Origin of the sequence: Azohydromonas aeria, assembly GCF_009760915.1 — a bacterium.
GTDB lineage: Bacteria > Pseudomonadota > Gammaproteobacteria > Burkholderiales > Burkholderiaceae_C > Azohydromonas > Azohydromonas aeria.
The window spans coordinates 21,293-27,608 of the sequence record NZ_VIDQ01000088.1 but is presented as its reverse complement, the minus strand read 5'-3'; the positions used below and the strand labels follow the sequence as shown (position 1 = coordinate 27,608).

At 74.6% G+C, this 6,316-nt stretch carries 3 protein-coding genes and 1 pseudogene; 1 reads left to right on the top strand and 3 read right to left on the bottom strand.

Annotation, left to right across the window (positions count from 1 at the left end):
* From FJ694_RS31160 to FJ694_RS31150, 3 genes and pseudogenes are all read right to left on the bottom strand, one after another.
* A pseudogene (locus FJ694_RS31160) lies at window positions 1-395 on the bottom strand (hypothetical protein); the annotation flags it as partial.
* A 456-nt stretch (window positions 396-851) separates the two neighbouring features.
* A complete protein-coding gene (locus tag FJ694_RS31155) occupies window positions 852-2,324 on the bottom strand; it encodes a sigma-54-dependent transcriptional regulator (protein WP_157271422.1) in 1,473 nt (490 codons plus the stop codon).
* Between the two features lie 384 nt (window positions 2,325-2,708).
* Window positions 2,709-2,915, bottom strand: coding sequence for a hypothetical protein (locus FJ694_RS31150; RefSeq protein ID WP_157271421.1), 207 nt, complete (start codon window positions 2,913-2,915; stop codon window positions 2,709-2,711).
* Between the two features lie 500 nt (window positions 2,916-3,415).
* On the opposite strand from FJ694_RS31150, the gene FJ694_RS31145 reads away from it, so the two are divergent.
* Window positions 3,416-6,289, top strand: coding sequence for a response regulator (locus FJ694_RS31145; RefSeq protein ID WP_157271420.1), 2,874 nt, complete (start codon window positions 3,416-3,418; stop codon window positions 6,287-6,289).
* The last annotated feature ends 27 nt before the right edge of the window (window positions 6,290-6,316 follow it).

Here is a 6,316-nt window from a genome sequence, read left to right as displayed (position 1 = left end):
CTGCCGCCGGTGCCCGCGCCGCCCGTGGCCGAGCCGCCCGTGCCGCTGCCGCCGGCACCGCCGGCGCCACCCACCGAGTGGCCGTTGTTGGTGGCGTAGTTGCCGATGTTCGAGATCCGCAGCCCCGTCACCGTGCCGTTGAGCGTGGAGGTGGCCACCGCCGTGCTGGTGTTGAAGGCGTTGCTCACGTTGGACGTGGCGGTGGCGCCGTTGAGCGCGGCCGCGGCGCCGACGCCCGCCGGACTGGCCGTGCCGCTGTTGCTGCGGCTGGACGTGGCGGTCTGCGTGACCCGGCCCGAACCCTGCGTGTCGCCGGTCGTCGTCGAAGGCTCGTCAGCGTAGGCGCTTGCGCCGAAGGCCAGCCCGAGGGCGGCTGCCAGGATCGTCTTCTTCATCGATGCACTCCTCATGATCGGTTTGAGCCGGAAGCCCGACGGCACCATCGCCCTCGCGCCTCGGTCGCCAGCATCCCCACTTCGGTGCCTGCCCGACAAATCGTCATCTCGTAACTATCGCGACCGAAGTTTTTCGCCGCCAAGTTGCGTGAGCAACTAAACCGGATGCTGCCTGCCGCAGGCACTGTCACGCCGCTGAAACGCCCCGGGTTGCGGGGACGCGGCGGCCGGGCCGATGCGCGCCGGTCCGCCGGCGCGCACGCGGGTGTCACATCGGCGTGACACTCTTGCCCGCACCGGGGCGCGCCAAGCCGGCGCCGGCAGGGCCGGCGGCAGCGGGTCTCACACTTGACTGAGGGGCATGCGGGGAGCGCACATCGATGCGCGCCCAATCAATCAATCAATCAACCGATCAACCGATCAACCGATCGGCCGGTCGTTTGATCGGGCCGGCGCTCAGCCCTGGATGCCGTGCTTGGCCATGAGCCGGTACAGCGTCATGCGCGAGACGCCCAGTTCCCGGGCCGACCGCGAGACGTTGTTGCCCGTGCGCTGGAGGCTGGCGACGATGGCGCTGCGCTCCGCGTCGGTGCGCGCCCTGTCCAGCGCCTCGGCCGGCGCCGCAGGCAAGGGCGAGGGCAAGGGCATCAGCAGCCCGAGGTCCTCGGGCCGGATGAGGCGGCCCTCGGCCATGACGGCGGCGCGGCGCACGCGGTTGGCCAGCTCGCGCACGTTGCCCGGCCAGTCGTGGGCCTGCAGGCTCGCCAGCGCGGCGCGCGAGAAGCCGCGCAGCCCCGGCTGGCCCTCATGCGCGTAGAGCGCATAGAAATGCAGCGCCAGCGGCGCGATGTCTTCCTGGCGCTGGCGCAGCGCGGGCACCTGGAGGTGCAGCACGCTCAGGCGGTAGTACAGGTCCTGCCGGAAGCGCCCGGCGCGCATGGCCTGCTCCAGGTCGGCATGCGTGGCCGCTATCACGCGCACGTCCACCTCGACGCCCCGGGCCATGCCCGGGCGATGGACGGTGCCTTCCTGCAGGAAGCGCAGCAGGCTCAGCTGCTGCGCCAGCGGCAGGTCGCCGACCTCGTCGAGGTAGAGCGTGCCGCCGTCGGCGGCTTCGATGCGTCCGCATCCGCCCTGGCTGCCGCCCGCGGCGTGGCCGAACAGCTGCTCTTCGAGCAGCGCGCCGTGCCCGGCGCCGCAGTGGACGGTCACGAAGGGCGCGTGCCGGCGCGCCGAGCAGCGGTGGATGGCCCGCGCCGCGAGCTCCTTGCCGCTGCCGCTGTCGCCGTGCACCAGCACGGGCGCGTTCACCGGCGCGATGCGCCGCACCTGCGCCAGCAGCCGTTGCGCGGCCGCGCTGCAGGTGATGAGGTCCACGCCCGGCACGCCGTCCCGGGCGTGGCGCTGGTGCTGGTGCAGGCGCCGCAGCCGGGCGTAGCCGTGCGCGTGGCCCAGCGTCATGAGCAGCCGCGCGGCGTCGAGCGGCCAGTGGTGGTAGTCGAACAGGCCGCCCAGCACCACGTCCAGGCAGGCCGGGTGTTGCAGCGACGACCGCTCCAGCAGCGCGATCCAGACGACGTCGCCGTGCGCCGCCACGAAGTCGCCCAGCCGCTTCCAGCTGTCCTCGTCGCTCGCCGTCGAGGCGATCAGCGCGACCGCGGGCGGCTGCGCCGACAGCAGCCGCGTGGCCGCGGCCAGGTCGGGCGCGTCGATCACGTCCCAGCCGGCCTTGCGCAGCAGGGCGTGCAGCTGTGGCGGGCGCCGGGCGCAGATGCACAGCAGCCGGCGCGGGAGCGCGGCGTCGGCGTCGGTGTCGGTGTCGGGAGCCGACGCTTCGGGTGCGGGCCATTCGCCCGGGTCGGACAGAAGCGATCCGGTCGCGTCGTGAAGCCGCGCACCGGCAGGCAGGACTCTGCCCTCGTCGTCCATGTCTCCTCCTCGTACTGCTTTTCCTGGCGCGCCAGCCCAGGTACATCCACTGCACTGCCTGACGACGGGTGGCCGAACATAGCGACTCGGCAGCAACCCTTGCACGCAAGGATCAGGGGATGCGGGCGCGCGAGGGTTGCAGTACCGGTGCGCGCGCACCACCCGGGCAAAACGCGCAGTTCCCCGATCCGGGGGCTGGTGCCGGCCGGGCCGCGGCGGGTGGCGGGACGGTGTGGGAGGACGGAGGAGGAGGGCTTGGGCGCCCGGGCTGGCCGGGAGGGCCGGTGCCGCGGCGAGGCCGGCGTGGCGCCGGAGGCTGGAGCCCGAGGCCGGCTCTGCCGTTCACGGGGCCGCCGCGCGTGCGGCGCGGCGGCCGTGGTGGGGTCAGTGGCTTGCGAAGGTGAGGTCTTCACGCCCGGTGTCCAGGCAGAAGCCCGAGCCGCGCAGCAGCGCGTCCCCGCCGCAATGGATCGGCTCCAGCAGGGCATCGACGAGCTCGTCGATGTCGAGCTCCTCGACGGCGGCGTGGACCGCGGTGTCGGCATGGGGCAGCGACTTGGGCGCGCGGGTGGTCGGCTTGCGGGCGGGCATGGCGGTCTCCTTGGCTTGATGCGGGGGCAGCGGCGGCGAGGTTAGGCAGCGCGGCCCGGGCCGGGAATCGGCCCGAAGGGGGACGCGCATCGCGTTGAAGGCAGGGCTGTGTTGCAGGCGGCGCGCCTGGGGTTCATGGCGCGCGGGCCGTGCCCGTACCTGCCGGGCGCGGCTCGAATCCGGCCGGAGCCGGCAATTTGTCATCTAGTTGGTGTGCCGGCGCCACGCCGGTCCCCCCGGTTGTCGTTACGCTTGTCTACACAAGTCCGTGCGTGCCGGGCGGCGTGTCCCGGGGCACGCGCGGCGGCCCGCACGGGATTCAGGGGTGCTGCCGGGGGAGCGTCCGCCAGTGCCGGGCAGCAGGCTTTGCCGTCGTGCGGCGGACGGATCGGCCGGGTGATGGAGGGGCCGCGAATGCTTTTGGAGTTGGAGGGCGGCGTCGCCGGGTGCCGCGGCATCGGGCCGGACGCGCGCCGGCGCGGGTCGCGGAGGCGGCTGCGATGAGGGCCAGCCTGCAGCGTTTCCGGCACATGCCGCTGCGCCGCAAGCTCGGGCTGATCATGGCCCTGGCGCTCGGCCTGGGCTTCGCGCTGGCGCTGGTGGTCGTCATGGCCGACGGGCTGGTCGAGCACGAGCGCGAGCAGCGCCAGGAGTTCAACACCCTGGCCGACGTGCTGGGCTTCAACAGCACCGGCGCGCTGGCCTTCGACGACCAGTCCACCGCGCGCCAGGTGCTGTCGGCGCTGCGCTCCAAGCCCAGCGCGGTGGCCGCGCAGATCCTGCGCCCGGACGGCCAGGTGTTCGCCAGCTACCGCGCGCGCCCGGAGGGCGCGGGCGCCGGCGCCGATGCCGACGTCGAGCTGGACCTCGACCGCAGCCTGTTCACGCCCGTGCTGCGCGTGGAGCGGCCCATCGTGCTCGACGGCGAGCACCTGGGCACGGTGCGCATCGTGGCGGACCTGTCGCTGGCGTGGCGCGACCAGGCCTGGCGCCTGGCGCGGCTGGCGCTGCCGCTGGTGGGGCTGTTCGCGCTGATGCTGCTGCTGGTGGCCGGGCCGGTGAAGAACGTCATCGCCGCGCCCATCGAGCGTCTGGCGCGCGCCACCGAGGCGATCGCGCAGGACAACGACTACTCGGTGCGCGTGGAGCGCCACGGCGAGGACGAGATCGGCCGCCTGATCGACGGCTTCAACGAGATGCTGCACCAGATCCAGCTGCGCGACGGCGAGCTGGTGTCGTACCGCGAGCGCCTGGAGCAGCAGGTGCAGGCGCGCACCGCCGAGCTGGTGGCCGCGCGCGACGCGGCCGAGGCCGCGAGCCGCGCCAAGTCGCAGTTCCTGGCCAACATGAGCCACGAGATCCGCACGCCCATGAACGGCGTGCTGGGCATGTCGGAGCTGCTGCTCGACGGGCCGCTCGATGAGCGCCAGCGCCAGGTGGCGCACACCATCCACAGCTCCGGCGAGGCGCTGCTGGCCATCATCGACGACGTGCTCGACTTCTCGAAGATCGAGGCCGGCCGCGTCGAGCTCGAGCACGTGGCGTTCTCGCCGGCGCAGCTGGTGGAGGACACGGCGGAGTCCTTCGCGGCGCTGGCGCATGCGCGCGCACTGGAGCTGGTCGTGGACGTGGACGCCGCGCTGCCCGAGACCGTCAGCGGCGACCCGGGACGGCTGCGCCAGATGCTCACCAACCTGATCGGCAACGCGCTGAAGTTCACGCCCGAAGGCGAGGTGGTGGTGCGCGCGCGCGTGGCCGAGGGCGGCGGGCGGCTGCGTTTCGAGGTCAGCGACACCGGCATCGGGCTGACCGCGGAGCAGCAGCGGCGCGTCTTCGAGGCCTTCACGCAGGCCGACGGCTCGACCACGCGGCGCTACGGCGGCACGGGGCTGGGGCTGACCATCACGCGGCAGCTGGCCGAGATGATGGGCGGCTCGCTGCACGTGCGCAGCGAGCCCGGGCGTGGCGCGGCCTTCTGGTTCGAGGTCCGGCTCGACGGCGCCGAGCCCGCGCCCGCGTCCGCACCCGCGTCGCTGCGGGGGCTGCGCGCGCTGCTGGTCGTGCCCAATGCCTCGCTGCGCGGCGCGATCGGGCGCCGGCTGCGGGCGCGGGGCATGGCGGTGGACGAGGCCGGCGACGGCGTGGCGGCGCTGCAGGCGCTGCGCGCGGCGGCGCAGTCGGCCTCGCCCGTCGCCCTGGTGGTGGCCGACCGGGAGCGGCCCCAGGCGCAGGCCCGGGCGCTGGAGCAGGGCCTGCGCGCCGACGCCACGCTGGCCGGCATGCCGCTGGTGCTGCTGGGCGCGCCGGCCGGCGCCGAGCCGGCCGCGCCGGCGGACGGCGCCGGGGCGACGCGGCTGCTGGACAAGCCGCTGCGCGGCAGCGCGCTGGTGCGCCTGGCCGAGGAGCTCACGGGGCGCCACCGCGGCGGTGCCGCTGCCGCCGCGGCGGCCGGCGCGGCCGAGCCGGTGCCGGCGCCGGCGCAGCCCCGCTTTGCCGGGCACGTGCTGGTGGTGGAGGACCAGGCCATCAACCGCGGGCTGGCCACGGCGCTGCTGGAGCGGCTGGGCTGCAGCGTGGACGTGGCCGTGGACGGGCATGCCGGGGTCGAGTCCGTGCTGACCGGCCGCTTCGACCTGGTGCTGATGGACTGCCAGATGCCGGGCATGGACGGCTTCGAGGCCACGGCGGCCATCCGGCGCCACGAGGCCGCCACCGCGGCACCACGGCTGCCGGTGATCGCGCTCACCGCCAACGCCGTGGCCGGCGACCGCGAACGCTGCCTGGCCGCGGGCATGGACGACTACCTGAGCAAGCCGTTCCGGCGGGCGCAGCTGGCCGCGCTGCTGGCGCGCTGGCTGCCGGCGGCACCCGGCGCCGCGGCGGACCCCGCCGCCGCGCCCGCGCCCGAACCTGCGACCGTTTCGGCGATGGGTTCGGCGACGGTTTCGGCGACCGTGGCCGCGCCCCTGCCGGCGGAGCCGCCCGAGGCCTCGCCCGAAGCCGTGCCTGCGCCCGCGCCGGGGCCCGCGGCGCGCGCCATCGACCCGGCGGTGCTGGCGTCGATCCGCGAGATCGGCGGCGAGGAGCTGCTGCGGCAGATGGTGGAGCTCTTCGTCAACGAGACCCCGGCCATGGCCGCGGCGCTGCAGGCCGCGCTGGACGGCGACAATGCCACGGCGGTGTCGGATGCGGCGCACGCGCTCAAGTCGATCAGCCAAAACCTGGGCGCGGCCACGCTGGGCGAGCTGTGCCGGCGCATCGAGCTGCAGGCGCGCGCCGGCACCGTGGCGGTGGAGCTGCGCGAGGCGCTGGCTGCCGCCCACGCGCAGGCGCTGGCCGCCCTGCGCGCCGTCCCCGAGGAAGTACTCAATTGAAGACCCCGTCCGCTTGTGCCCGGGAGT

Coding starts and splice junctions, on each gene's coding strand:
- FJ694_RS31155 (WP_157271422.1), bottom strand. CDS start 2,324: ATGGACGACGAGGGCAGAGTCCTGCCTGCCGGTGCGCGGCTTCACGAC.
- FJ694_RS31150 (WP_157271421.1), bottom strand. CDS start 2,915: ATGCCCGCCCGCAAGCCGACCACCCGCGCGCCCAAGTCGCTGCCCCAT.
- FJ694_RS31145 (WP_157271420.1), top strand. CDS start 3,416: ATGAGGGCCAGCCTGCAGCGTTTCCGGCACATGCCGCTGCGCCGCAAG.